Source organism: Paraburkholderia sp. AV2, from assembly GCF_054968425.1.
In genome coordinates this window covers 32515-57512 of sequence record NZ_JBANLK010000024.1, presented here as the reverse complement: position 1 = coordinate 57512, position 24998 = coordinate 32515, and the positions used below count along the sequence as shown (strand labels likewise).

General features: G+C 66.1%; 26 protein-coding genes. 14 read left to right on the top strand and 12 right to left on the bottom strand.

Annotated features, from left to right (window positions below; genetic code table 11):
- The first annotated feature begins 171 nt into the window (after positions 1 to 171).
- On the top strand, positions 172 to 1449 hold the full coding sequence (locus V8683_RS17785) for a polyhydroxyalkanoate depolymerase (protein ID WP_411190203.1): 1278 nt from the start codon (positions 172 to 174) through the stop codon (positions 1447 to 1449).
- A 105-nt stretch (positions 1450 to 1554) separates the two neighbouring features.
- Here V8683_RS17785 and V8683_RS17780 read toward each other — a convergent pair whose 3' ends face one another.
- Entirely contained in the window at positions 1555 to 2187 is a 633-nt protein-coding gene (locus V8683_RS17780) for a TetR family transcriptional regulator (RefSeq protein WP_411190205.1), read from the bottom strand.
- Positions 2188 to 2655: 468 nt separating this feature from the next.
- Between V8683_RS17780 and rsxB the strand changes: the two genes are divergently transcribed.
- The 3 genes from rsxB (at position 2656) to V8683_RS17765 (ending at position 4686) form a co-directional block, all read left to right on the top strand.
- Positions 2656 to 3510 carry an electron transport complex subunit RsxB gene (gene rsxB / locus V8683_RS17775; RefSeq protein WP_411190586.1) on the top strand — a complete coding sequence of 285 codons (855 nt, stop codon included), beginning with the start codon at positions 2656 to 2658 and terminating at the stop codon, positions 3508 to 3510.
- 18 nt (positions 3511 to 3528) lie between these two features.
- Positions 3529 to 4173 carry an endonuclease III gene (gene nth, locus V8683_RS17770; protein WP_411190207.1) on the top strand — a complete coding sequence of 215 codons (645 nt, stop codon included), beginning with the start codon at positions 3529 to 3531 and terminating at the stop codon, positions 4171 to 4173.
- A gap of 78 nt (positions 4174 to 4251) precedes the next feature.
- Complete coding sequence (locus V8683_RS17765; RefSeq protein ID WP_411190209.1) at positions 4252 to 4686, top strand: DUF1841 family protein; 435 nt, start codon at positions 4252 to 4254, stop codon at positions 4684 to 4686.
- Between the two features lie 139 nt (positions 4687 to 4825).
- Here the strand turns inward: V8683_RS17765 and V8683_RS17760 are convergent, their stop codons facing one another.
- The gene (locus V8683_RS17760; protein WP_411190211.1) at positions 4826 to 5224 is read right to left on the bottom strand and encodes a c-type cytochrome; all 399 of its coding nucleotides are present in this window, start codon (positions 5222 to 5224) and stop codon (positions 4826 to 4828) included.
- A 38-nt stretch (positions 5225 to 5262) separates the two neighbouring features.
- Complete coding sequence (locus V8683_RS17755) at positions 5263 to 5640, bottom strand: c-type cytochrome (protein WP_411190213.1); 378 nt, start codon at positions 5638 to 5640, stop codon at positions 5263 to 5265.
- A 321-nt stretch (positions 5641 to 5961) separates the two neighbouring features.
- Between V8683_RS17755 and V8683_RS17750 the strand changes: the two genes are divergently transcribed.
- The 5 genes from V8683_RS17750 to V8683_RS17730 all read left to right on the top strand — a co-directional run bounded on the left by V8683_RS17750 (position 5962) and on the right by V8683_RS17730 (position 11180).
- On the top strand, positions 5962 to 6813 hold the full coding sequence (locus V8683_RS17750; RefSeq protein ID WP_411190215.1) for an AAA family ATPase: 852 nt from the start codon (positions 5962 to 5964) through the stop codon (positions 6811 to 6813).
- Positions 6814 to 6840: 27 nt separating this feature from the next.
- Positions 6841 to 8013: a vWA domain-containing protein gene (locus tag V8683_RS17745; RefSeq protein ID WP_411190217.1), complete on the top strand. Its 1173-nt coding sequence runs from the start codon at positions 6841 to 6843 to the stop codon at positions 8011 to 8013.
- Positions 8014 to 8098: 85 nt separating this feature from the next.
- Positions 8099 to 9322: a benzoate/H(+) symporter BenE family transporter gene (locus tag V8683_RS17740; protein ID WP_411190219.1), complete on the top strand. Its 1224-nt coding sequence runs from the start codon at positions 8099 to 8101 to the stop codon at positions 9320 to 9322.
- 256 nt (positions 9323 to 9578) lie between these two features.
- Positions 9579 to 10538, top strand: a complete 960-nt coding sequence (gene tal / locus V8683_RS17735; RefSeq protein WP_411190221.1) for a transaldolase — start codon at positions 9579 to 9581, stop codon at positions 10536 to 10538.
- A gap of 210 nt (positions 10539 to 10748) precedes the next feature.
- Positions 10749 to 11180, top strand: coding sequence for a VOC family protein (locus V8683_RS17730; protein ID WP_411190223.1), 432 nt, complete (start codon positions 10749 to 10751; stop codon positions 11178 to 11180).
- A 79-nt stretch (positions 11181 to 11259) separates the two neighbouring features.
- On the opposite strand, the gene V8683_RS17725 is transcribed toward V8683_RS17730, so the two are convergent.
- The 5 genes from V8683_RS17725 to V8683_RS17705 form a co-directional block, all read right to left on the bottom strand.
- On the bottom strand, positions 11260 to 12441 hold the full coding sequence (locus V8683_RS17725) for an FUSC family protein (RefSeq protein WP_411190225.1): 1182 nt from the start codon (positions 12439 to 12441) through the stop codon (positions 11260 to 11262).
- A gap of 35 nt (positions 12442 to 12476) precedes the next feature.
- Positions 12477 to 14027, bottom strand: coding sequence for a monocarboxylate uptake permease MctP (gene mctP / locus V8683_RS17720; protein ID WP_411190227.1), 1551 nt, complete (start codon positions 14025 to 14027; stop codon positions 12477 to 12479).
- Positions 14024 to 14272: a DUF3311 domain-containing protein gene (locus tag V8683_RS17715; RefSeq protein WP_411190229.1), complete on the bottom strand. Its 249-nt coding sequence runs from the start codon at positions 14270 to 14272 to the stop codon at positions 14024 to 14026. The genes mctP and V8683_RS17715 overlap by 4 nt, the downstream gene beginning before the upstream one ends.
- Positions 14273 to 14441: 169 nt before the next feature.
- Positions 14442 to 15374 (bottom strand): class I SAM-dependent methyltransferase, encoded by a 933-nt coding sequence (locus tag V8683_RS17710; protein ID WP_411190231.1) that lies wholly within the window; start codon positions 15372 to 15374, stop codon positions 14442 to 14444.
- Positions 15375 to 15483: 109 nt separating this feature from the next.
- Entirely contained in the window at positions 15484 to 16071 is a 588-nt protein-coding gene (locus V8683_RS17705) for an energy transducer TonB (protein WP_411190232.1), read from the bottom strand.
- 307 nt (positions 16072 to 16378) lie between these two features.
- On the opposite strand from V8683_RS17705, the gene V8683_RS17700 reads away from it, so the two are divergent.
- Together V8683_RS17700 and V8683_RS17695 are read left to right on the top strand one after the other, a co-directional pair.
- Positions 16379 to 16741: a type II toxin-antitoxin system RelE/ParE family toxin gene (locus V8683_RS17700; RefSeq protein WP_411190234.1), complete on the top strand. Its 363-nt coding sequence runs from the start codon at positions 16379 to 16381 to the stop codon at positions 16739 to 16741.
- The gene (locus V8683_RS17695; protein WP_411190236.1) at positions 16738 to 17061 is read left to right on the top strand and encodes a helix-turn-helix domain-containing protein; all 324 of its coding nucleotides are present in this window, start codon (positions 16738 to 16740) and stop codon (positions 17059 to 17061) included. Before V8683_RS17700 ends, V8683_RS17695 begins: the two co-directional genes overlap by 4 nt.
- A 56-nt stretch (positions 17062 to 17117) precedes the next feature.
- On the opposite strand, the gene V8683_RS17690 is transcribed toward V8683_RS17695, so the two are convergent.
- From V8683_RS17690 to V8683_RS17675, 4 genes are all read right to left on the bottom strand, one after another.
- On the bottom strand, positions 17118 to 17627 hold the full coding sequence (locus V8683_RS17690; protein ID WP_411190238.1) for a DNA-deoxyinosine glycosylase: 510 nt from the start codon (positions 17625 to 17627) through the stop codon (positions 17118 to 17120).
- Positions 17628 to 17647: 20 nt separating this feature from the next.
- Positions 17648 to 18313 carry a chorismate--pyruvate lyase family protein gene (locus tag V8683_RS17685; RefSeq protein WP_411190240.1) on the bottom strand — a complete coding sequence of 222 codons (666 nt, stop codon included), beginning with the start codon at positions 18311 to 18313 and terminating at the stop codon, positions 17648 to 17650.
- A 134-nt stretch (positions 18314 to 18447) separates the two neighbouring features.
- A complete protein-coding gene (gene htpG / locus V8683_RS17680) occupies positions 18448 to 20355 on the bottom strand; it encodes a molecular chaperone HtpG (RefSeq protein ID WP_411190241.1) in 1908 nt (635 codons plus the stop codon).
- Between the two features lie 97 nt (positions 20356 to 20452).
- Positions 20453 to 21955 (bottom strand): aminotransferase-like domain-containing protein, encoded by a 1503-nt coding sequence (locus tag V8683_RS17675; RefSeq protein ID WP_411190243.1) that lies wholly within the window; start codon positions 21953 to 21955, stop codon positions 20453 to 20455.
- A 180-nt stretch (positions 21956 to 22135) separates the two neighbouring features.
- On the opposite strand from V8683_RS17675, the gene V8683_RS17670 reads away from it, so the two are divergent.
- The 3 genes from V8683_RS17670 (at position 22136) to V8683_RS17660 (ending at position 24879) form a co-directional block, all read left to right on the top strand.
- Positions 22136 to 23044 (top strand): DMT family transporter, encoded by a 909-nt coding sequence (locus tag V8683_RS17670; protein WP_411190245.1) that lies wholly within the window; start codon positions 22136 to 22138, stop codon positions 23042 to 23044.
- Between the two features lie 115 nt (positions 23045 to 23159).
- Positions 23160 to 24359 (top strand): aminotransferase-like domain-containing protein, encoded by a 1200-nt coding sequence (locus tag V8683_RS17665; protein ID WP_411190247.1) that lies wholly within the window; start codon positions 23160 to 23162, stop codon positions 24357 to 24359.
- Between the two features lie 55 nt (positions 24360 to 24414).
- Positions 24415 to 24879 carry a RidA family protein gene (locus V8683_RS17660; RefSeq protein WP_411190249.1) on the top strand — a complete coding sequence of 155 codons (465 nt, stop codon included), beginning with the start codon at positions 24415 to 24417 and terminating at the stop codon, positions 24877 to 24879.
- Positions 24880 to 24998 lie beyond the last annotated feature (119 nt).

Below are 24998 nucleotides of genomic sequence, written 5' to 3'. Positions count from 1 at the left end.
TGCGCCGCACAACAATATGGGGTCCGATGTGTTAGACCTCGGTTGCCGGGCGGCGCGAGCCATTTGTCTGATTTTTCCGAAGCGATTTTCCCCCAAACCCGTCGTCCCGATATTGCGCTGCGTAAGCGTTGCGTGCCCCGGTGCGAATCACCCCATGATGCTGGAGCGTCCATGCTCTACCAAATCCGTGAATTTCAGCGCGCTTTGCTGAGCCCGCTGACGGCCTGGGCCCAGGCCGCCTCGAAGTCCTTCTCGAACCCGGCCAGCCCGTTCTCCCTCGTGCCGGGCGCCACCCGCCTCGCCGCCGGCTACGAGCTGATCTACCGGCTCGGCAAGGATTACGAAAAGCCCGAGTTCAACATCCGCCAGATCACGAAAGACGGCTTCAACATTCCCATCGTCGAACAAACAATCGTCGAAAAGCCGTTCTGCCGCCTGTTGCGCTTCAAGCGCTACGCCGACGACAGCCACGCCGTCACCACGCTCAAGGACGAGCCCGCGGTGCTCCTGTGCGCCCCGCTTTCGGGCCACCACTCCACGCTGCTGCGCGACACCGTGCGCACGCTGCTGCAGGACCACAAGGTGTACATCACCGACTGGATCGACGCGCGCATGGTGCCGCTCGAAGCCGGCCCGTTCCACCTCGACGACTACGTCGCGTACATCCAGGAATTCATCCGCCATATCGGCGCGAGGAACCTGCACGTGATCTCGGTGTGCCAGCCCACCGTGCCCGTGCTCGCGGCGATTTCGCTGATGGCGAGCCGCGGCGAGGACACGCCGCTCACGATGACGATGATGGGCGGCCCGATCGACGCGCGCCGCAGCCCCACTTCGGTCAACTCGCTCGCCACCGAGCACTCCCACGAATGGTTTGCGAACAACGTGATCCATCCGGTGCCGGCGAATTATCCGGGCGAGGGGCGCGAGGTGTACCCGGGCTTCCTGCAGCACGCGGGCTTCGTCGCGATGAATCCGAGCCGCCACGCCGCCTCGCACTGGGACTTCTACAAGAGCCTCCTGCGCGGCGACGAAGAGGATGCCGAAGCGCATCGCCAGTTCTACGACGAATACAACGCCGTACTCGACATGGCCGCCGAGTACTACCTGGAGACGATCCAGACCGTGTTCCAGGAGTTCCGCCTCGCGGAGGGCACATGGGACGTGTCCGGCGAGCGCGTGCGCCCGCAGGACATCAGCACCACGGCCCTGCTCACGATCGAAGGCGAGCTCGACGACATTTCGGGCTCGGGCCAGACGCGTGCCGCGCACGACCTCTGCACGGGCATTCCCGAAGCGGACAAGCATCACCTCACCGCCGAAAAGTGCGGCCACTACGGCATCTTCTCGGGCCGCCGCTGGCGCACCATCATCTACCCGCAGTTGCGCGACTTCATTCGCCAGCACCAGAAGGCCAAGCATTCCGCGAGCGAAAACGCCGTCGCCTGAACGCACGCGAGCACGACAACACGCGCGCCGTCATGGACGGCGCGCATGTCGTTTCGGGCCTTGTCTTCGGATCGGATTCCGGCCGCTTCCCCTACACTTCCTGCGCTATTTGCGCATCAGGAAGGCGAGCAGCATCTCCGTATTGAGCTGGATGATCTCGGCGCGTTCGGCGCTTGTGCTGAAGTCGCGCCCGAGCGTTGCGGCGAGCGTAAAGCGGTTCGACACGATGTAATAGCCCATGCCCGAAAGCGTCACGTAAAGGCGCAGCGGGTCCACGTTCGAACGGAACAGCCCTGCCGATTCGCCGCGCGTGAGGATCGCGCCGAGCGTCGCCACGATCGGCGAAATCATCTCGCGAATGCGCGTCGACTTCTGCATGTAGCGTGCTTCATGCAGATTCTCGTTGTTGATGAGGCGCAGGAAATCGGGATGATCCCGGTAGTAGTCCCACACAAAATGCGCGAGCCGTGTCATCGCTTCCACCGGTGCGAGGCCGGCGAGGTCGAGCGTGCCTTCCGCTTCGTTGAGCGCGCAGAACGCGTGCTCGAGCACGGCCGTAAACAACTGCTCCTTGCTGCCGAAGTAGTAATAGAGCATGCGCTCGTTGGTTTCCGCGCGGCGCGCGATCTGGTCGACGCGTGCGCCAAACAGGCCGCCATTGGCGAACTCCTCCGCCGCGGCCAGCAGAATGCGGCGGCGCGTGCCTTCAGGATCTCTTTTGATTTTGGGTTGATTCATGGTGGCAGGATCGCTCGGTAAGCCGCGTGTTCCGGATCACGCCGCCGGACCGCTCCTTGCCCGGTGTTCGCCTTTCGGCGGCAGCGTTGTACGGGGCGCGCCAGGTTAATGGACACCCTTCATCCTACGGTCTTGCGTTCGCTGTTGTTGTATGCAGTCGTTTTTGCCGTATATTGCGCCGCGATGCGGCGCGCTGCGTCGGCGCCCTCTTCCAAAGCCTGTCCCTTTCCCGGCGCCGAAGTCATCAGCTTCGTTCGCGCCGCTGTTCTCCCTTTGTTCTTCCCGCTGTTCGTCTCTTTATTGTTCGAATTAAGCGCTTTGATTATGGCACATGGTCCGCCAATGGCAATGCGGGAAATCGGCGATAATGCGAGCTTTGGCGCCGTGCGCGCGCCCTCCCGCCGCGACGCTCCCGCAGGCGGCGGGCACAGATCCCGGCCTCGCCCGGCCCGCCCCGATGTTGCCACCGTGAACGATTCCAAGACACTCGCAGATCGCATCGAAGATCTGCTGCCCCAGACGCAATGCACGAAGTGCGGCTACGACGGCTGCCGGCCCTATGCCGAAGCCGTCGCCGCCGGCGCCGCGGACTACAACCAGTGCCCGCCCGGCGGCGCGGAAGGCGTGGCGCGCCTTGCCCGCCTGCTCGGCAAACCCGTCATTGCCCTCAATCCGGCCAACGGCGTCGAGCGGCCCCGCCCGGTCGCCTTCATCGACGAGAGCCTGTGCATCGGCTGCACGCTGTGCATGCAGGCCTGCCCCGTCGATGCGATCGTCGGCGCACCCAAACAGATGCACACCATCGTCGAGGACCAGTGCACGGGCTGCGACCTGTGCGTCGCGCCATGCCCGGTCGACTGCATCGCGATGATCCCCGTCACGGGCGACGCAACCGGCTGGGATGCCTGGACCGAACAGCAAGCCGCCGCGGCACGCGTGCGCCACGACCGGCGCCTCGCTCGCCTCGCCGGCGAGCGCGACGCAGCGGTTGCGCGCGCAGCGGCACGGCGGGCCGCAGCCGCCACGGCTACGACGACGGCGTCGTCGGCGGACGCTTCTGCTGCAAGCGCACACCCGCCCGCCGACGACGCCGAAGCGAAGAAGAAAGCGATTATCCAGGCGGCGCTGGAGCGGGCGCGCCGCAAGAAGGCCGAACTGGCCGAACAGGGTCTCGGCCCGCGCAACACGGAAAACGTGAGCTCCGACGTGCAGGCGCAGATCGACGCCGCCGAAGTACGCCGCCGGCGCCTCGGCATCGACGCACCTGCGGGCCGCGACACCGGCGCCACGCATCCGGACAAGAACGACGACACGTTGGCTTAAGCAGACGAAACCACGAACATGAATGCAACCAGGCGCCGGGCAATCTACGAAACGCTGCAAAGCCTCAACCCGCACCCGACCACCGAGCTCGAATACACGACGCCGTTCGAACTCCTGATCGCCGTGATGCTCTCGGCGCAGGCGACCGACGTTTCCGTGAACAAGGCCATGCGCAAGCTGTTTCCCGTGGCGAACACACCGCAGGCACTGCTCGCGCTCGGCGAGGAACGCGTGGCCGACTACATCAAGACCATCGGCCTGTACCGCACGAAAGCGAAGAACGTCATCGCCACCTGCGAAATCCTGCTCGCGCAGTATGACGGCGAAGTCCCGCCGACGCGCGAGGCGCTCGAAGGCTTGCCCGGCGTCGGACGCAAGACCGCGAACGTGGTGCTCAATACGGCATTCGGCCAGCCGACCATCGCCGTCGATACGCACATCTTTCGGGTTGCCAATCGTACCGGGCTCGCGCCTGGCAAGGACGTGCGCGCCGTCGAAACCGCCCTCGAAAAGTTCACGCCGCCCGAGTTTCGCCAGGACGCGCACCACTGGCTGATCCTGCACGGCCGCTACGTCTGCAAGGCGCGCCGGCCCGAGTGCTGGCACTGCGTGATCGAGCCGCTATGCGAATTCAGGCCGAAAACGCCGCCGCCCGAGCTGTGAGCGGGGCCGGCGCGTGCGCGCCGCGCGGCGTAAAATGAGCGCTCGCGCCACAGATAGCCACACGTAGCCCCACACGAGATGTTCAATCCCAGCCGCGACGAAGTCCGCCGCTTTTTCACCGAGACCTGGCGCAAGCAGCGCGCGGGCGAAATCCTGACCCCGCTCGAAGCGATCGCCGCCGACTGGATCGTCGAGCATCCCGAGTACCATGCCGAACTCGCCGATGCCGAGGCGGCCTCCGCGCAGGACTATTCGCCCGAACGCGGCCAGAGCAACCCCTTCCTGCATCTGTCGATGCACCTTGCAATCAGCGAACAGCTGTCGATCGACCAGCCGCCCGGCATCCGCGCGGCGCACGACCGGCTTGCCGCGCGGCTCGGCTCCACGCATGACGCGCAGCACGCGATCATGGAATGTCTCGGCGAAACGATCTGGGAAGCGCAGCGCACCAACACCCCGCCCGACACGGACGCCTATCTCGCACGCATCGAACGCCGCGCCTCGCGCGACTAGGCGCACCCTCCCGGACGGTCCCGCCGAACTCTCCGGATACCCGGCATGCATGAAAAACCCCGCGAACGCCCCGCCCTGCCGGCGGGACCCTCGCGGGGTCTTGTCCTCGCACGCTGCGCGGCATGGGCCGCGCAGCGCATCACTTCTTGTCGACCAGATTGCCCTGGAGCGATTCGATGTACGCGGCCAGGTCCTTCATGTCGTTCTGCGAGAGGCTCTGCACCTGCGCCTGCATGATCGGATTGTTGCGGCCCAGATGCGGGTTGCCGGTGCCCATCTGGTACTGGCGCAGCGCCCAGTAGATGTAGTCCGCATGCTGGCCCGCGAGTTTCGGATATTCCGGGCTCACCGGGTTGTTCAGGCCGACGCCGTGGCAGGCGGCGCAATTGTGGCTGTCGGCGAGCACCTTGCCGTTGGCCGCGTCGGCCGCGTATGCGGGATGCAATGCAACGGCCGCGGCCAGCGCGGCGGCGCATGCGGCGCCTTTCGCAAACGCGTGGGCAAAGACAGACTGCGCGGCCTGGGTGGGCTTGTTCATGAATTTTCCTCTTCCGTGCATACCCGGTCAGGTGCCGGTTACTTGTCGGGATTGTTCTTCGAGCTGGCCGTCTGCGACGAGTAATAAGCAGCGATATCGGCGATGTCCTGATCGGACAGCGAAGCGGCAATGGCGTGCATGGTCTCGAAGTGGCGATCGCCCTTCTTGTAGGCGTGCAGCGCGTTTGCGAGGTATTGAGCGTTCTGGCCGCCGAGGATCGGCACGTGGTAAACCTCGGGATAGGCAGTGCGATAGTCGGGAATACCATGACACCCGATACACATCGCGACTTTGCCCTGACCTGCCGTCGCATTGCCCACGACATCCGCATACGCCGTGGACGCCGCCGTGGCCGCGAACGCCGCCAGCACCGTCAACGCCGTGCTCACGACGTGCCTGCCGACAATTTTTTTCATAGCACTCAACCTGGCTCAAGTGGCTTAAGGGGACTCGAACGCCCGAACCGCAAGCCGCGACCTGCGCCGTGCCTGCGCCGTTTGTACCGCCTGTACCGCCGTTCTCACTGCCGTTTGTACTTTTGCGTCGCCGTGCCGGGCGAAAAAAATCGAACCGATTGTACCGCGCCCCCGCGCCGGCCGTCCACACGGCGCGCCACGCGCGGCCGGCCGGCCCGCCCCCGCCGGTCTCCCCGGGTGGCCTTACCATACGCGAGGCGTCTCCGACGCGACACCCCATCTGACTTATACTGGGATTTTTTTCAGTGGGCGGTCTCCACCATGTGCGCCACGCGTTTCGAAGGCTCATCGCAGTACGTCGCCACCGACGACCTCAAGCTCGCGGTCAATGCCGCGATCACGCTCAAGCGCCCGTTGCTGATCAAGGGTGAGCCCGGCACCGGCAAGACCATGCTGGCCGAAGAAGTCGCCGCCGCGCTGAACATGCCGCTCATGCAGTGGCACATCAAATCGACGACGAAGGCGCAACAGGGCCTCTACGAATACGACGCGGTCTCGCGCCTGCGCGACTCGCAGCTTGGCGACGAGCGCGTGAAGGACATCCGCAACTACATCGTTAAGGGCGTGCTGTGGCAGGCGTTCGAGTCGGACGAGCAAAGCGTGCTGCTGATCGACGAGATCGACAAGGCCGACATCGAGTTCCCGAACGACCTGCTGCGCGAGCTCGACCGCATGGAGTTCTACGTGTACGAGACGCGCGAGCTCATCAAGGCGAAGCAGCGCCCGCTCGTGATCATCACGTCGAACAACGAGAAGGAGCTGCCCGACGCCTTCCTGCGCCGCTGCTTCTTCCACTACATCACGTTCCCCGACCCTTCCACGATGCAGCAGATCGTGGAGGTGCACTATCCGGGCATCCGCAAGGAGTTGCTGAACGCGGCGCTCTCGAGCTTCTTCGAACTGCGCAGCGTCGCGGGGCTGAAGAAGAAGCCGTCCACGTCGGAACTGCTCGACTGGCTGAAGCTGCTGCTCGCCGAGGACATTCCGCCCGACGCGCTGCGCGCGGCCGACGGCCAGAAGTCCATGCCGCCGCTCGCGGGTGCGCTGCTCAAGAACGAGCAGGACATGACGCTGTTCGAGCGCCTCATCTACATGAACCGCCACAACCGCTGAAGCGCCGCGCGCGCCCGGAGGCCCCGCATGCTGATCGACTTCTTCTACACGCTGCGCGACGCGAAGCTGCCGGTTTCCGTGAAGGAGTACCTCACGCTCGTCGAAGCGCTCAAGGAGCGCGTGATCGCGCCGTCGCTCGACGACTTCTACTACCTCGCGCGCATGACGCTCGTGAAAGACGAGCAATACTTCGACCGCTTCGACCAGGCCTTCGGCGCGTATTTTCGCGGCATCGAGAAGAAGTCGGAGCTGGCGTTCGAGATCCCCGAGGACTGGCTCAAGAAGCGTCTCGAACGCGATTTCACGCCCGAGCAGCGCGCGCAGATCGAGGCGATGGGCGGTCTCGACAAGCTGATGGAGCGCCTGAAGGAACTGTTCGAAGAGCAGAAGGAGCGCCACGAAGGCGGCAGCAAGTGGATCGGCACGGGCGGCACCTCGCCGTTCGGCAACGGCGGCTATAACCCCGAGGGCATCCGCATCGGCGGCGAAGGCGGCCAGCGCAGCGCCGTGAAGGTATGGGACGCGCGCGCCTATCGCGACTACGACGATCAGGTCGAGATCGGCACGCGCAACATCAAGGTCGCGCTGCGGCGGCTGCGCCGCTTCGCGCGCGAGGGCGCCGTGGAAGAGCTCGATCTCCCCGGCACGATCCGCAGCACCGCCGCCAACGCGGGCTGGCTCGACCTCAAGATGGTCCCGGAGCGCCACAACAACGTGAAGGTGCTGATGCTGCTCGACGTAGGCGGCTCGATGGACGACCATATCCGGCGCACCGAAGAGCTCTTTTCGGCCGCGAAGGCCGAGTTCAAGCACCTCGAGTTCTACTACTTCCACAACTGCGTCTACGACTACCTGTGGAAGAACAACCGCCGCCGCCACGCCGAGCGCACGCCCACCTGGGACCTGCTGCACAAGTTCACGCCCGACTACAAGCTGATCTTCGTCGGCGACGCCACGATGAGCCCCTACGAAGTGCTGCAGCCGGGCGGCTCGGTCGAATACAACAACCCCGAGGCCGGCGCCGTGTGGCTGCGCCGCCTCGCCGACCACTTCCCGCACTTCGCGTGGCTCAATCCCGAACCGGAGCGGCTGTGGGAATACCGCCAGTCGGTGTCGGTCATTCGCGAGATTCTCGGCCACCGCATGTACCCGCTCACCCTCGCCGGGCTCGAAACGGCCATGCGCACGCTCAGCAAGTAAGGGCGCACCAAACGCACCACCGGGCACCACCCAGGCGCCGCCAGGCACCATCACGACAACAACGCATCAAGAGGAGATTCACCGCATGACCGCGCCTTCGTCGCCCGACCTTCAGGCTCTCCGGCCGGGACCGCTGCGGCCCTTCGCCGACACTTCGGTGTCCGCAGTGGTCGCCGGCTTCGTCGCGATGATGACGGGCTACACGAGTTCGCTCGTGCTGATGTTCCAGGCCGGCCAGGCCGCCCATCTCACCGAAGCGCAGATTTCCTCGTGGATCTGGGCGCTTTCCATCGGCATGGCCGTGTGCACCATCGGCCTCTCCCTGTGGTTCCGCGCCCCCATCGTGGTCGCGTGGTCCACGCCGGGCGCCGCGCTCCTGATCGCTTCGCTGCCGCACGTGCCGTACGCCGAAGCCATCGGCGCCTACCTCGTCTGCGCGCTGCTGCTCACGGCGGTCGGCCTTACGGGCTGGTTCGACTCGCTCATGAAGCGCATTCCCGGCGGCATCGCCGCCGCGCTGCTCGCGGGCATCCTGTTCGAGATCGGCATCGAGATCTTCCACGCCGCGCAGGTCCAGACGCCGCTCGTGCTCACGATGTTCTTCGCCTACCTCGTCTTCAAGCGCACCGTGCCCCGCTATGCGATCGTCGCGACGCTTGGGGTGGGCATCGCCGCCGCCGCCGCGCTCGGGCTGCTCGACTTCAGCCATTTCCGCGTGGCCGTCGCGAAGCCCGTCTTCACGATGCCCGTTTTCTCCGTGGCCGCGGTCGTCAGCATCGGCATTCCGCTCTTCGTCGTGGCCATGGCCTCGCAGAACGTGCCCGGCATCGCCGTGCTGCGCGCCGACGGCTACGACCACAAGGTCGCACCCTCCTCGCCCCTCATCGCCACGACCGGCATCGCTTCGCTCGTGCTCGCGCCGTTCGGCTCGCACGGCGTGAACCTCGCCGCCATCACCGCGGCGATCTGCACCGGCCCGCACGCGCACGAGGATCGCGCGAAGCGCTATATGGCGGCCGTCTGGTGCGGCGTGTTCTATCTGATCGCCGGCACGTTCGGCGCGACCATCGCCGCGCTCTTCGCCGCGTTCCCGAAAGCGCTCGTCGTCTCGATCGCGGCGCTCGCGCTGTTCGGCTCGATCATGAGCGGCCTCACCAACGCGATGCAGGACCCGAAGCAGCGCGAGGCCGCGCTCGTCACCTTCATGGTGACCGCCTCGGGGCTCACGCTGCTTTCGATCGGCGCGGCGTTCTGGGGGCTCGTCGCAGGCGTCCTCACGCAGGTCGTGCTGAACGCGCGCCGAGCCTGATCGCGCCTCTGCAGACGGCAGGACACAGGCCCGGTCGCGCAACATCCCAACGTCTGCCGATCCGCCATAAAATGGCAGATGTGCGCCGCGCCCCGTGCGCGGCCAGGGCGCCGTCCACTACCCAGGTGCGCCGTATGCGACTAAGCACCGGGGGCGGCGGCGCAGCAGCGCCCCTTCGCGTTTCGCCCGGGCGCCTTCGGGCGTCCGGCCGTTCAACACCAACCGACACGGCGCGAGAGCGCCCTCAAGGCCTGACATGACTACCGCACTCGATCAGCTCAAGCAGTACACCACCGTCGTCGCCGACACGGGCGACTTCCAGCAGCTCGCGCAGTACAAGCCGCAGGACGCAACGACGAACCCGTCGCTGATTCTCAAGGCCGTGCAGAAGGCCGAATACCGTCCGCTGCTCGAAAAAACCGTGCGCGATCACTCGGGCGAGTCGGTCGAATCGATCATCGACCACCTGCTGATCGCCTTCGGCACCGAGATTCTGAAGATCATCCCGGGCCGCGTCTCGACCGAAGTGGACGCACGTCTCTCGTTCGACACGAAGAAGTCGATCGAAAAAGCGCACCACATCATCGACCTCTACAAGGCGGCCGGCATTGCGCGCGAGCGCGTGCTGATCAAGCTCGCTTCGACGTGGGAAGGCATTCGCGCAGCCGAAGTGCTGCAGAAGGAAGGCATCCGCTGCAACATGACGCTGCTCTTCTCGCTCGCGCAGGCAGCCGCGTGCGCAGAGGCCGGCGCGCAACTGATCTCGCCGTTCGTCGGCCGCATCTACGACTGGTACAAGAAGGCCGCGGGCCCGAACTGGGACGAAGCGAAGGACGGCGGCGCGAACGATCCGGGCGTGCAGTCGGTGCGCCGCATCTACGCTTACTACAAGAAGTTCGGCTACAAGACCGAGGTGATGGGCGCGAGCTTCCGCACCACGAGCCAGATCGTCGAGCTCGCGGGCTGCGACCTGCTCACAATCAGCCCCGACCTGCTGCAGAAGCTGCAGGACAGCACGGAGAAGATCGAGCGCAAGCTTTCGCCCGAAGCGTTCAAGGACCAGCAGATCGCGCGCGTGCCGGTGGACGAGTCCTCGTTCCGCTTCCTCGTGAACGACGAAGCCATGGCGACCGAGAAGCTCGCCGAAGGCATCCGCGCCTTCGCCGCCGACGCCGTGAAGCTCGAAAAGCTGATCGAAGAGCTGCGCGCGCACTGACGCGCCTCGCGCAGGGCCTCGCCTTCGTGCGGCCCTGCGCAAATTCCAGTCCCACCTGCGCTCTCGCAAACCCTGGCGACACCAGGGAACGCCGACTCGCCCCGGCGGCTCCTAGAATCAGGGCAGCGGCTCATCCGGGCCGCGCTATCCGGCTCCGCCTCCGGCCGCGGGTCCAGCCGGCCGGTCATCTGCTCCGCAAGGAAACCGACGATGCAAATCCAGCCCTACCTCTCCTACAACGGCGCCTGCGACGAGGCGATCGCGTTCTACGGCGAAGCGCTTGGCGCGAAGGAACTGTTCAAGATGCGCTTCAAGGATGCGCCTCCCGACCCGGCGCGGCCGATGCCGCCCGAGCTGGCCGACAAGGTCATGCACGCGACGCTCCAGATCGGCGATGCGCAGCTCATGATGTCCGACGGCGGCTGCATGACCGGGCACGACAAGTTTCAGGGCTTCAGCGTTTCGCTGACCGCACCCGACGCCGGCACCGCCGAACGCTACTTCAACGCGCTCGCCAAGGGCGGCCAGGTGACGATGCCGTTCCAGAAGACCTTCTGGTCGCTCGGCTTCGGCATGCTGACCGACCGCTTCGGCGTGCCGTGGATGGTCAGCGCGCCGCCGCAGGAGGCTCCCGCCGCCTGACGAACGCCGGCGACGCCTGGCGTGTTTTCCTCGCAGTTTCTCCGCGCAGTTTCCTTGCGGTTGGCAAACGAAGCGCGCCTCATGCCACGTGGTGCATCGAGGCGCGCTCGATATTCCAGCGCGGCTCCATTTCGAGCAGCAGCGCGCGCAGCGCCGCAACCTGCTCCTCCACTCGCTGGCCGAGCCAGTATGGCCCCTGTAATTCCGGTGCGAGCGGGCCCGCCGTGAGCGGTAGCGGGGTAAGCTCGCCACCTGCCTCGTCCGCAAGGCCCGCTGGCGCGACGGCCGGCTCCGCGCGCAGCGCCCGCGCGGCCGCCTCCGGATGGCGCCCGCCGCCAAAGCGCAAGGCCCGCGCCGTCGCCAGCAACGCGCCCCGCACGCCGGCGCCGCCCTCCGCAAACGCCGCGCGCACGCTCTGCTGCTCGCAGTGCTCCATCCCTGTCGACATCATTTCGAGCGCGCTCAAGAGTGCGCGGTGCAGACGCTGAACCTGCTCCAGCCGCGCGACGGGCACGTCGATCTCCCTCGCCACCGAAGGCATCAGCGCACGCAACTGCACGAGCCGCCCGTTCAGGCGCATGAACGTGCGCACCGGCTCGTCGGGGTCCGCGTGCTCGCCGTGCACCACCTGGACGTAAAGGCGCGCGCAGTCGCGCAGGTTGTCGGCGAGCCGGTAGCGCCACGAGTACGTAGCGTGCAGCGGCAAGGCGAACGAGAACGCCAGCGCGATCACGATGCCCACCATCACGTTCAGCGTGCGCCAGAGGCCCGTGTCGATCAGGTTGTCGCCGTGGCCCGCGACGATACACATCGTGATCGCGGTAAGGAGCGCAACATAGCCGGGCTTGCCGATGGCGTACCACGCGCAGACGCCCGCGACGATCGACATCAGCGCGTAGGTGAGCCAGAGCGAATGCGTGAAGCCCTGCACGACGATCAGCGCGAGACCGATACCCGCGCCGAGCAGCGTGCCGAGCGAGCGCTCGGCCGCCTTCTTGCGGATGTTGCCGTGATGCTGCAGCCCGCCGATCACCACGAGCACGGTGACCGACGACCAGATGCCGTGCGGAATGTCGATACCGGTGCTCGCGAGAATCGAGGCCAGCATCGCGAGGCCCACGCGCACGCTATGGATCATGCGCGCGTTGCGATAGCGGTAGTACGGCGAGGCGAGCGAGCGCCACAGCCGCGCGAGCCGCGAGCGGCCGCGGCGCGGCGGCGTGGCGCCGATGACGGCGGTTTCGGGTTCGGATCGGGCCATGGTGCGCGCGGACAGCCGCTTACGTTCGAGCCGGCTCAGTTCTCGACGACGTCGAGATAATCCTCCGGACGCGTGCGGTCCTCTCCCTTGCGCACGCCAAGCGCATGCACGAGCGCGGAAACGACGATGGCCACGACGAGGTTCACGATCAGCGACCAGACCGCCGCGTAGCCCGGCACGGCCATGCCGAACAGATGCACGACGAAGATCGAGCCCTTGAGGTCCAGCGAAATCGCCATCCAGGTGCCGGTAGCGATACCGGCAAGCCAGCCGAGCAGAAGGCCGCGCCAGTCGAGCATGCGCGTATACAGACCGAGCACGATGGCCGGCAGCGTCTGGATGATCCAGATGCCGCCCAGGAGCTGCAACTGGATCGCGTACGTGAGCGGCAACCCGAGGATGAACGCCACCGCACCCACCTTCACGATCAGCGAGACCATCTTGGCGATGTTGGTCTCCTGCTCGTTCGTCATGTTGCGGTTGATGAACTCCTTGTGGATGTTGCGCGTATACAGGTTCGCGGCGGCAATCGACATGATCGCTGCGGGCACGAGCGCGCCGATGCCGATGGCGGCGAACGCCACACCCACGAACCACGGCGGGAAGAAATGCAGGAACAGCGCCGGCACCGCGAAGTTCGGGCCGAAGGCCTTGAAGTACGGCGCGTACTCCGGCATGTCCTTCACGCCCGAGGCGAGGGCCATGAAGCCGAGCAGCGCGAGCAGGCCGAGCACGAGCGAGTACGCGGGCAGCATCGCCATGTTGCGGCGGATCGTATTGCCCGACGACGACGAGAGAACGGCCGTGATCGAATGCGGATAGAGGAACAGCGCGAGCGCCGAACCGACCGCGAGCGTGGCGTAGGCGCTGTAGCCGTTGAGGCTCGATGCATCGGGGGCCTTGAGCAGGAGCTTCGCGGGCGGCACCGCGCCGAAGATGTAGCTGAAGCCGCCCATCTGCGCGGGAATCACGATGATCGCGGCAGCGATCGTGATATAGATGAGCAGATCCTTCACGACGGCGATCATCGCCGGCGCGCGCAGGCCCGAAGTGTAGGTGTACGCGGCGAGGATCGCGAACGCGATGATGAGCGGCAGGTCGCCGACGAAACCGGTCGTATCGAAGCCGAGCGCGCCGATCACCACCTCGATGCCCACGAGCTGCAGCGCGATGTACGGCATGGTCGCGACGATGCCCGTCACGGCAATGGCGAGCGCGAGCGTGCGGCTGCCGTAGCGCGCGCTGACGAAGTCCGCCGATGTGACATAACGATGACGCTTCGCGATGGCCCAGAGCTTCGGGAACACGACGAACGCGAACGGATAGATGAGGATCGTGTAAGGCAGCGCGAAGAAGCCCGTTGCGCCCGCGCCGAACACGAGCGCGGGAACGGCGACGAAGGTATAGGCGGTGTAGAGATCGCCGCCGAGCAGGAACCACGTGACGACGGTGCCGAAGCGGCGGCCGCCGAGACCCCACTCGTCGAGATGGGCGAGGTCGCCCTTACGCCAGTGCGCGGCAACGAAGCCGAGTATGGTGACGCCGATGAAGAACAGAACGAAGACGAAGGTCGCGGTCAGGTTCATCGCGCGCCCCCTGCGTGGCCTTTGCTGCGGTTCTTCGTCCGGTTCTTTGTCTTGTGATAGACGAGCGCCGTAATGCAGGCGCTGATCAGAACCCAGGCCAGCTGGTACCAGTAGAAGAACGGGAAATCCCACAGCGTGGGCTCGACCTTGTTGTACGACGGCACCCAGATCATGGCGATCCAGGGCAAGAGCAGCAACCAGAGCCAGTGTTTGCTGCTCTTGCCGGCGTCGGCGTCGTTAGCCATGACGTCTCCTCTTTCCTTATCGTGTCGCGCGAGCCGCCCAGTGGGGCGGATCCTGGCCCGGCAGGCGGGTGGCCGGCCAGGTCCCCGAAAACGACAAAGAGAGTATAGAGCGCACGGCGCCGGGTCAAGCCGGGGGGATCCCAATCCGGGAGCCTCCCGAGGGACGATCTCAGATCGAGAACGTCTCGCCCTTCTGGCCGCTCGCTTCGCGCAGGGCCTTCACCCACTGATGCGCGGGCAGGCCGAGGCGGGTTTCCAGCACACGCGCGCGCTTGTCGAGCGTGGCCCACGTGACCTCGAGCGTCGGGCCCGAGAACGCAACGGCGATGCGGTTGCCGTCGTGCACCTCGGGCAGCGCGATCACGCGGCCCTCGAACGCTTCATTCAGACGCTTCATGTTGCGCACGAAGCTCGGGTGATCGCCGAACAGGTTGATCGTCGCGATGCCCGCATCCGTCAGGCACGCGCGCGCGGCGCGATAGAACGCGACGCTGTCGAGCACCGGGCCGCGCGCCGTCGCGTCGTAAACGTCGATCTGCAGCGCGCCGATCGTGCCGTGGTTCGCGCGGTCGTTCACGAAGTCCCATGCGTCGAGCTCGCGTACGGCAAGGCGCGCGTCGTCGGGCGGCAACTCGAACATCGTGCGGGCGGCCACCACCACGGCCGGATTCAGCTCGATCGCCTCGACCTTCGCGGGACGCAGATACTGATGCGCGAACTTCGTGAGCGCCGCGGCGCCGAGGCCGAGTTGCACGATGCGCTTCGGCGTCGCGAGGAACAGCAGCCACGCCATCATCTGCTGCGCGTATTCGAGTTCGATATGATGCGGCTTCTTCAGGCGCATCGCACCCTGCACCCACTCGGTGCCGAAGTGCAGATAGCGCACGCCGCTCTCTTCCGAGAACGTCACGGGCGCGAAACGCGGCTTGCGCGGCGCTTCGATGAGCGGCGCGTGTTCGAGGTCTTCGGCGGCGCGGCGCGCACGAGCGGCGTTCTTCGCGGCCTTGTCGACCTTCACGCGCGGCGCGGCTGCGGAATCGGCGTTGCGGGCGGTGCGAAATGCGCGCGCTTCAGCCGAGGCGCGTTTGATCAAAGTCGTCATGAAAATTCTTCTTGCTGGATAGGCAAATTAGCGGGCGGACGAGAGCATAGCATTCGCAGCGGCTCATACCGGCGCAAAGCGGCATCGACGGAACTGGCGACCGGCTCGCTCAGTTGCACGCCGTCGCGGAGCCAACGGTGTTGCAATGATGCACGCTCCAGTGGCTCTCGCCTGTGAGCCCCGCGCCTGCATTCGTTCCGTCGATTGCCGGCACGCCTTCTTTCAGCGCAATGGGGTCGATCTTCGCGGGCCGGAAATGCATGTCCACCCGCGAGACATGCAGGGAGGGCGGTACGGCCGGCAGAGGCGAAGCGGCGTCGATCGCGCGCCGGGCGGCTTCGTCCCATTCGTCGCTGCCGCTCGTGCCGGCCAGCGCCACCGAGGTAATCGCGCCGTCCGGCGCGACGCGGATTGTGACGACTGCCACGGGGTCGCCGGTCAGCTTGCGGCTCCGTGCGTGCAGATTGCTTTCGATCTTGCAGGCCACGTAGCGTCGCCATTGCGGCGCGCTCAGCGTGGTTTCGGTCGGTGCCGCGAAGCCGGGCGTCGCAACGTAGGCGAGGCAGCGCTGTGTCACTTGCTCGGGCGTGAGCCAATGGTGAGGACCCGTCGACGATGCCTCTTCGGATGCGCAGGCACCCAGCGTCAGTGCGAGTGCGGCTGGGACAGCGGTTAGAAGCCGGCGTTTCCCGTTCACTGTCGTCTCCTCTCCCCGGGGATCGTTGTGCGTGCAGCAACGCATGCCACAGCATGCTAACGCGGCGGCGCAGGCCTCGCAAATAGCAGGCTCGGCGAAACGTCATATATCCGGTGGCCGACTTCCCGCCTGCTTCGACCAAAAGAAAAATACGGAGCACGGCGCCGCAGGGTTCGGCATTCATGAAAACAAGCATTCCTGACGACTTCATGGCCGTCTCCCTGCAGCCTGCACGTCAACCCTGCGCGCGGTCATGTCTTTTGCGCACATCTCTTGCGATTATACACAAATAGGTATAAATTAGTCGATGAAACAGGACATCCAACCCCTCTACTGGCTCGGCACTGCGCGCAAGGACTTGAAAGCGATGCCCGAATCGGTACAAGACACGTTCGGCTATGCATTGCATCTGGCCCAAACGGGACGAAAGCATGATCGGGCGAAGCCGTTGAAGGGCTCCGGATCGGCTGGCGTACTCGAAGTGGTCGAGTGGGCGGAGAGCGGCACGTACCGCGCCGTCTACACGGTGAAGCTGGGTAATGCCGTATACGTGCTGCACTGTTTCCAGAAGAAATCTCGTTACGGCATCGTGACACCCAAGCCCGACATGGACCTGGTTCGCGAGCGTATCAAGGCAGCCGAAGCGCATGCGAAAGGAGAAGTGAAATGATCGAAATCGAACGCGGCAGCGACAATGTCTATGCCGATCTGGATATCCCCAACGCCGACGAAATGCTCGTCAAGGCGCAGCTCGCCACCAAGATCCGGGAGATCATCCACGCGCGGAAATGGACTCAGCAGCAGGCCGCAAGGGTGCTGGGCATGACGCAACCCAAGCTCTCGAACATGCTGCGCGGGCAGTTTCGCGGCGTGAGCGAAACGAAGATGCTGGAATGTCTTGCGAAGCTCGGGCGCGATGTGCGCATCGTCGTTGGCCCGGACCGTCATTCGGAAGCCGAAGGACATATCGAGGTCGTATTCGCCGCCTGACTGCGTAGTCCGAAGTGCGGGCCGAGGCACGCCCCTAAACGCCCCTAAACGTAACCCTAAGCGCGCGCCGGCGCGAGCCACCTGCGCAATTCCTCCCACACACGCAGCTTTCCGGCATAAGGCACGGCCGCATAGGCCGGACTGCTCGAAGGCAGTCTGACGAAATCGAGCGGCCTGCCGCATTCCGCCAGCGCCAGCATGCCGAGCCTGGCCGCCGTGCCACCGTTGAACGCCACCGCCGCGAGATTCGGCAGCGAGGTCACGAGCGCCGCAAGATCGTTCGCGGCGTGATCGCGAATCCGGCTGTCGAGACTGCCTTCGCGACGCGCCTCTGCAATGACGTCCCACAAGCCGACGCGATGCGCGAGCAACGCCTGGAGTCGCTGCGCGTATTCCATTGCCGGCAGGTCCTCGCCGATCACGTCGCCGATCAAATGCCAGAAGCGGTTCTGCTTGTGCGCGTAATACTGCTGCTGCGCGAGCGACGCTTCGCCCGGCAGGCTGCCGAGGATCAGTACGCGCGTCTCGTCGTCGACGACGGGCGGAAAGGAGCGTTTGAACGTCATGGGCAAAAAGCCGCGCAAATTCAGCGCGGCACAGGATGCTCGCGTTGCGCTGCATGCGCACGCGAAGCGGTATGGTCGAGCGGGCCGCGTTCGCGCCCCAGATGGACGGCGCGCGTACCGCTCGCGGCGACGCCGTCCAGGTGCAGCCACAGCGCGGGCAGCATGCATTCCGTCACGAGCAAAGGCGCGCCGTGCCGCTCGAACACCGAACGCCGGGCAAAGAATGCGTGCGGTGCATGCCCCGCCGTCTGCCGCGCCGCGAGGTCATGCAGCGGATGCCGCGCACTGACGCGCCGGCTCACGAGCGCCGAGCGCGCCACGCCGCTATCGCTGTAGAGCAGTTCCGCGAGCGGCCGCGTGCGCAGGCTGCGCATGGCCTGCCAGACGCCGTGGCTCGCGGCGAGTGGCGTTGCGCTGTGCGCGGCCACGAACGGCACTCCATCCACCACGAGCGCGATTTCGCGCACCCATGCCCGCTCGCGCGGCGCGAGTCCGAGCGCCGCGCGCTCGTCGGGCCAGGGCAGGTCGACCGCTTCGCGCGTCACGCGCACCTCCACCTGGCCTAACGTACGCAGATGCGCGGTCAGCGACCCCCCGCGGGTGAGCCAGTCTTTCTGATTGGAACTGAAGGCCGGCAAGGGCGCGACGCGCCAGTGCGCGTCGGCGGCATCGAATCGAATGGACATGGCGCGCATTATAGGCCCCGCCCCAAACGCGGCGCCCGCTCGCGCGCAAAAGAAAACCCCTCGGGGCACAGCATGCCGCAAGGGGTTGAGAGAGTCCTACGCCGAGCGGGCCGACTGCATGGCGGCCTTGTCCATCAACGCGCGAGCAGCAGCGCGTTCGTGCGCTTGACGAAGCTCGCCGGATCTTCCAGCGCACCGCCTTCGGCCAGCAGCGCCTGATCGAAGAGCAGATGGCACCAGTCGGCAAAATCGGCGCGGTCCGCCGAAAGCGCCTTCACGAGCGGATGTTCCGGGTTCACTTCGAGAATCGGATGGAACTCGGGCGCATTCTGGCCCGCCGCCTTCAGCATGCGCTGCAGGTAACCGCTCATTTCGCCCTCGTCGGCTACGAGGCACGAGGGCGAATCGGTGAGGCGGAACGTGAGGCGCACGTCCTTCGCCTTGTCCTTGAGCGCTTCCTTCATCTTTTCGACGAGCGGCTTGAGGTCTTCGCTCACCTTCTCCTGCTGCTGCTTTTCTTCGTCGTTGAGCGCACCCAGGTCGAGGTCGCCGCGCGCCACGCTCGCAAGCGGCTTGCCTTCGAACTCGGTGAGGAACGAGAGCATCCATTCGTCCACGCGGTCGGTGAGGAGCAGCACTTCCACGCCCTTCTTGCGGAACACTTCGAGATGCGGACTGTGTGTCGCCGCCTGCCACGTGTCCGCCGTGACGTAGTAGATCTTCGTCTGCTCGGGCTTCATGCGCGCAACGTAGTCGGCGAGCGAAACGCTCTGCTCGGCCGTGTCGTTGTGCGTGGACGCGAAGCGCGCAAGCTTCGCCACGCGTTCGCGATTGGCATGATCCTCGCCAATGCCTTCCTTGAGCACCTGGCCGAACTCCGTCCAGAACGTCTTGTACTTCGCCTTGTCCTCTTCCTTCGCTTCGGCGTCGGTTTGCGCCGAAGCCAGCTCTTCGAGCATCGAGAGCACGCGCTTGGTCACGCCGTCGCGAATCGCCTTGACGTCGCGGCTTTCCTGCAGGATTTCACGCGAGACGTTGAGCGGCAGGTCGCTCGAATCCACCACGCCCTTCACGAAGCGCAGGTAGTTCGGCAGCAACTGCTCGGCATCGTCCATGATGAAGACGCGCTTCACGTAGAGCTTCAGGCCGCTCTTGTGATCGCGGTTCCACAGGTCGAACGGCGCATGCGCGGGCACGTAGAGCAGCTGCGTGTACTCGCTGCGGCCCTCCACGCGGTTATGCGTCCACGCGAGCGGATTCTCGTGGTCGTGCGCGAGATGCTGGTAGAACTGCTGGTACTGCTCGTCGCTGATGTCGTTCTTCGCGCGCGTCCACAGCGCGCTCGCCTGGTTGATGGTCTCGTACTCGTCCTTCGTGACCATCTCGCTCTTTTCGGCGTCCCATTCTTCCTGCTTCATCTCGATGGGCAGGCCGACGTGATCCGAATACTTCTGGATGATCGATTTGATCTTCCATGCGGAGAGCAATTCGTCCTCGCCCTCGCGCAGATGCAGCGTGATCGTCGTGCCGCGCTGGGCGCGCTCGATCGTCTCGACCGAGAAGTCGCCCTCGCCCGCGCTTTCCCAGCGCACGCCCTGCGCGGCCGAGAGGCCGGCGCGGCGGGTCTCGACGGTGATCTTGTCCGCGACGATGAAGCCCGAATAGAAGCCCACGCCGAACTGGCCGATCAGCGCCGCGTCCTTCTGCTGGTCGCCGGAGAGCTTGCCGAAGAACTCCTTCGTGCCCGAGCGCGCGATCGTGCCGAGATTCGAAACGGCTTCGTCGTGGCTCATGCCGATGCCGTTGTCGTCGATCGTGATCGTGCGCGCGGCCTTGTCAAAACCCACGCGGATACGCAGGTTCGGATCGTTCTCATAGAGCGCGCTGTTCTCGATCGCCTCGAAACGCAGCTTGTCCGCTGCGTCCGACGCGTTGGAGATCAGTTCGCGCAGGAAGATTTCCTTGTTGCTGTAAAGCGAATGGATCATCAGATGCAGAAGCTGCTTCACTTCCGCCTGGAAGCTCATCGTTTCCTGGGCCATAAGGTCCTCGTTCGTGGTTTCGTTGCAATGCGGATGGGATGGCTTTCGCGCCGTCTATGGCGCGCCGACCGCGCAGATGGGGACGGCCCGGCGACTTTCAAGGGCCGGTGCCCGTGCCGCGGCGCGCCACGCCGTCCAGGTAGCTCGCGAGAAACGCGGACAGCGCCGGATCGCCGCAGTTGGCCACGTTAAAGCGCATCCACGTGGTGGGCGACTGGTGCGGGGAGAAGAGGCTGCCCGGCGTGAGCAAAAAACCCGCTTCATGACCGGCGGCGGAGAGCGCATCGGCGTCGACGCCGGTATCGGCCCAGAGGAACATGCCGGCTCCCGGCGCCACGAACAGGCGCATGCCCGTGCGCTCCAGCATCCGCGCGGCCTTGTCGCGCACGCCGTCGAGGCGCGCGCGCAGGCGCTCCACATGGCGCCGGTAGTGGCCTTCGGTCAGCACCCGGTAGACCACGCGCTCGTTCAGCTCGGGGCTCGTCATGCCGACGAGCATCTTCTGGTCGGTCACCGCCTGGGTGACGTCGAGCCGCGACGCGATGAATCCCACCCGCAGATTGGGCGCGAGCGTCTTCGAAAAGCTGCCGAGGTAGATCACGCGGCGCAACTGGTCGAGGCTCGCGAGACGCGTGGCGGGATAGCCCGGCGGGCAAAGATCGCCATAGATGTCGTCTTCGACGACGATGAAATCGTACTGCTCGGCCAGACGCAGGATGCGAAACGCCTGCGCGGCCGTGAGCGACGTGCCGGTGGGGTTCTGCAGCACGGAGTTGATGACGAGCATCTTCGGCCGCCACGTCTCGACCAGCGCCTCCAGCGCGTCCAGATCCGGCCCTTCCGGGGTGTAGGGCATGCCCACGAGCCGTGCGCCCTGCGAGGCGAAGCGCCCGAACATCTGGAACCAGGCCGGATCGCCCACCACCACGGTGTCGCCCGCCTCCACGTAGAGGCGGGCGAGCAGGTCGATGGCCTGGGTGACGCCGGAGACCAGCACGATCTGGTCGGGCGAGGCGCCGATCTCGAGCTCGGCGAGGCGCGTCTGCAACTGCTGGCGCAGCGGCAGGAAACCCTGCGGCGAGCCGAAGCCGAGCATCTGCGTGCCGCTCTGGCGCCCGAGCGAACGCAGCGCCCCCGTAATCAGATCGCCTTCCAGCCAGCGCGCGGGCAGGTAGCCCAGTCCGGGCTTCTTCTCGGGATTCACCGACGAGTGCAGCATGTTGCGCAGCAGCCAGACCACGTCGAGCGTGGGTGGAGGCGGCGGCGCAGCCGGTTCGGGTGCGCCGTTGACCGCACCGCTGCCGGCGGCGGCGCGCCGCTCGACCGAAGCCACCGTGGCAAGCCGCTCGCGCACGTAAAATCCGGAGCCGCGCCGCGAATCGAGATAGCCCTGCGCGACGAGGCGCTCGTAGGCCTCGACGACCGTGAAGCGCGACACGCCCTTGTCGAGCGCGAGCTTGCGGATCGACGGCATGCGCATACCGGGACGGAACACGCGCTCCTCGATGCGGCGGCGGCCCCACTGCACGAGCTGGTCGACGAGGGTGAGCGTGGCCGCGTCGTGCGGCGCCGGAATCTGGTCGAGCGGAACGGAGGACATGGCGGCTCCAAACTGTACCGAACACTATCGGACCGATTGTACCGTTACTGTCAGCGTCCATACCGGTACATTTATCGGCGTGCGTACCGGTAAGGATCCGGTCGAAACCCCGTCGGGCTCGTGGTCTTCGGCCCGTCGCCTGTATCCGTGCCCGGCGGCCCTCCATACCGAACACCCATAATGAAAGCACGCGAAACCCAGGGCATGCTGCTCGGCCTCGTCGGCGTCGTGATCTTCAGCCTCACGCTGCCGATGACGCGCATCGTCGTCCTCGAATTCCACCCGCTGCTCAACGGCCTCGGGCGCGCCCTCGTTGCGTCCGTACCGGCTGCCGCCCTGCTCGCCTGGCGCCGCGAAAAGCGGCCCACCTGGCCGCAGGTGAAGAGCCTCGCCGTGGTCTCCCTCGGCGTGATCGTGGCCTACCCCGTGTTCTCCGCGTGGGCCATGAAGAGCGTGCCCGCCTCGCATGGCGCAATCGTCAACGGCCTGCAGCCGCTCGCCGTCGCCATCTATGCCGCCTGGCTCTCGCACGAGCGGCCCTCGAAGGCGTTCTGGGCCAGCGCGCTCGCAGGCAGCGCACTCGTCATCGCGTTCGCGCTGCAGGCGGGCGGCGGCTCGCTCCATGCCGGTGACGCGTGGATGCTCGTCGCGGTCGGCCTCGGCGCGCTCGGCTATGCCGAAGGCGCGCGCCTCGCGCGGCAACTCGGCGGCTGGCAGGTGATCTGCTGGGCGCTCGTGCTCTCGGCGCCGTTTCTCGCGCTGCCGGTCGGCTGGCTCGCCTGGGAACACCATCTCGCGCATCCCGGCCCCGTCGCGCTCAAGACCTGGCTCGCATTCGGCTATGTCACGCTGTTCTCGCAGTTCATCGGCTTCTTCGCCTGGTACGCGGGCCTCGCCATGGGCGGCACCGCGCGCGTGGGCCAGGTGCAGTTGCTGCAGATCTTCTTCACGATGGCGTTCTCGGTACTGCTGTTCGGCGAGCAGGTGGCCCCTTCGGCGTGGCTCTACGCGGCGGCCGTGATTCTCACCGTGATGCTGGGCCGCCGCGCCGCGATCCAGACCGCGCCGCAGCCCGTACGGGCCGCTTGACGGCGGATAAGGGCCGTCCTGCGAGACGCGTCATATTCGAAAATTTTCCGGCGGCGCGGTGTGGCGCCGTGCCCAACCTGGCGTTTCATCCGTTCACCTGAAAAAAGGAGACTTCATGGACCACAGCGAACTTCAAGCCGCCCGCGGCTGGCAACTGTCCGAGCGCGCCATCAAGCTGACCAGTTCGGCCATTCGCGAAATCCTGAAGGTCACCGAACGCCCCGAGGTCATCTCCTTCGCGGGCGGCCTGCCCTCGCCGGCCACCTTCCCGGCCGAGGCCATGCGCGCCGCCTCCGACCGTATCCTGCGCGACAACCCGGCCGGCGCGCTTCAGTACAGCGCGACCGAGGGCTACCTGCCGCTGCGCGAATGGGTGGCCGAGCGCCATTCGGTGGGCGGCGCGAAGATCCGTCCGTCGCAGGTGCTCATCACCACGGGCTCGCAGCAGGCGCTGGATCTGCTCGGCAAGGTGCTCGTCTCGCCGGAGAGCCCGGTGCTGGTCGAAACGCCCACCTACCTGGGCGCGCTGCAGTCCTTCTCGCTTTACGAGCCGCGCTACGTGCAGGTGCCCACCGACGATCTCGGTCTCGTGCCCGAAGCGCTCACGCCCGAACTGACGGCCGGCGCGCGCCTGCTCTACACGATCCCCAGCTTCCAGAACCCGACCGGCCGCCGCCTGCCGCTCGCGCGCCGCGAGGCGCTCGCGGACTACGCTTTGCGCGCACCGTTCCCCGTCGTCGAGGACGATCCCTACGGCGCGCTCGACTACGCGGGCGAGCCGCTGCCGACGCTGCTCTCGATGGCCCCCGAGCACATCGTGTATCTGGGCTCGTTCTCGAAGGTGCTCGCGCCGGGCCTGCGCGTGGGCTACGTGATCGCACCCGAGGCGCTGCACTTCAAGCTCGTGCAGGCCAAGCAGGCAAGCGACCTGCACACGCCGAGCTTCACGCAGCGCATCGTCCACGAGGTCGTGAAAGACGGCTTTCTCGACACGCACGTGCCGACCATCCGCGCGCTCTATCGCAGCCAGTGCGAGGCGATGCACGGGGCATTGACGCGCTACATGCCCGAGGGCGTGAGCTGGAACCGCCCCGAGGGCGGCATGTTCATCTGGGTCAACCTGCCCGCGCACATCGACAGCATGAAGCTGCTCGAAGACGCGATCGCGCAGAACGTGGCCTTCGTGCCCGGCGCGCCGTTCTTTGCAAACGAAGCGCGGCACAATATGCTGCGTCTCTCGTTCGTCACCGTGCCGCCCGCGAAGATCGACGAAGGCGTCGCGAAGCTCGGCGCGCTGATTCGCGCGCGCGGCTAACGGCGAGGCGCATCCGATTTCCCTTGTTTTTTCTCTCCCACGAGGACTCCTGACCATGGCTGACATCAACATTTACGACCGTCTCGAACAGCTCGGCATCGAACTGCCGCAAGCGGGCGCACCCGCCGCGGCGTACGTGATGAGCGCACAGAGCGGCAACACCGTGTACCTGTCCGGTCACATCGCCAAGAAGGACGGCAAGGTGTGGGCCGGCAAGCTCGGCGACACGCTCGACACCGAGGAAGGCAAGGCCGCCGCGCGCGCCATCGCCATCGACCTGCTCGCCACGCTGCACACCCACACGGGCGACCTCAACAAGGTCAAGCGCATCGTCAAGCTGATGAGCCTCGTCAACTCGACGCTCACCTTCACCGAGCAGCACCTCGTCACGAACGGCGCCTCGGAGCTGATCGCCGACGTCTTCGGCGAGAAGGGCAAGCATGCCCGTTCGGCGTTCGGCGTCGCGCAGATCCCGCTCGGCGCGTGCGTCGAAATCGAGCTGATCGCCGAAGTCGAATAAGCGCACGGCCGCATCGGCCGCCGGCGGCGCCGGCAACCCGCCCCCCCCCCCCCCCCCCCGCGCCGTTGCCCCGCGCGGGCGGGCGGCGTGCCCCGGCCCCCCGCCCACCCCCCCAGGTG